General features: G+C 55.7%; 1 protein-coding gene. It reads right to left on the reverse strand.

Annotated elements, in window-relative coordinates; genetic code table 11:
* Positions 1 to 8: 8 nt before the first annotated feature.
* A protein-coding gene (locus tag J2X54_RS25680; RefSeq protein ID WP_310184701.1) for an IS3 family transposase occupies positions 9 to 1,171 on the reverse strand; the annotation gives its coding sequence in 2 pieces (ribosomal slippage) (positions 9 to 916 and positions 916 to 1,171; 1,164 coding nt in all).
* Positions 1,172 to 1,238: the final 67 nt, after the last annotated feature.

Below are 1,238 nucleotides of genomic sequence, written 5' to 3' on the forward strand. Positions count from 1 at the left end.
TGTAGTGGTCAACCCATCCCGGACACTACGTTAAGTTTTTCTTCGGCGACGGCCGGCGCCAGTCCGTGGTTGAACTGATGCGGTCGTATCCAGTTATACCAGTGCATCAGGTAATAGCTGATGTCCCGTTGTGCCTCTCGTGCCGTCATGTAACCAGTCGACGGCAGCCACTCCGTTTTGAAGCTGCGGAACAGCCGCTCCATAGGTGAATTATCCCAACAATTTCCCCGACGGCTCATACTCTGCCGTATTCGATAGCGCCACAATCGTTGACGGAATTTTCGGCTAGCGTACTGACTTCCCTGATCCGAATGGAACAGCAATCCCTGCGGTCGACCGCGCTGCTCGAAGGCCATTTCCAGCGCTTGCACAACAAGGTCGGCATCGGGCCGTAGCGAGAATGCCCAGCCTACCGCTCGGCGAGCGAACAGATCCAACACCACAGCCAAGTAATACCATTGCCCCTGCGCCCAAACATAGGTGATGTCGCCGCACCAGACGTGATTTGGCGCCTCCACCGTGAACTCTCGGTTGAGATGATTCGGAATGTCGATCCGCTCCACTGTGGCCCGCTTGTAGGCGTGCCTTCCAGGTTGTTTGCAGACCAGCCCCAACTCCTCCATCAGACGACTAACTTTGAAGCGGCCAATGGCCGTGCCTTCCTCGCGCATCATGTCCATGATGCTGCGGCTCCCCGCTGAACTGCGGCTCTCAACGAACAGCTCGTGGACGCGGCTACGTAATGCCACACGCTCAACATCAATGTGTCGCACGCGCTCCCGATGTGCGTACAGGCATGACCGCGCGACATCGAACACCGCGCAAATCAACTCGATTGATTCGTCACCACAAATCTCATCGATTACCTCGTACGTTCTATCCCTTCCGACATCAAGAGCGCGGTAGCCTTTTTTAAAATGGATTTCTCCCGCTCGAGACGTTCAATGCGCGCCTCGAGTTCCTGTATTCGCTGCTGATCCGGTGTGATCGCCTTGCCCTGGGGAGTAACGCCTTGTCGCTCCAATTGAAGCTGCTGAACCCAGCGGCGCATCAGCGATTCCCCTACCCCGATCGACCGACTGGCCTCCACGTGGCTGTATCCCTGATCCAAAACCAAGCATGCTGCCTGCTGCTTGAACTCAGGGGAAAATGTACGTCTTTGCTTGCTCATCAAACACCTCTCCATGGCGAGCATTCTCGCCTAAATTGGTGTCCGGGTACATTAAACCACTACAATC

The sequence above is a fragment of the Duganella sp. 3397 genome (assembly GCF_031456625.1).
Classification (GTDB): Bacteria; Pseudomonadota; Gammaproteobacteria; order Burkholderiales; family Burkholderiaceae_D; genus Rugamonas; species Rugamonas phyllosphaerae.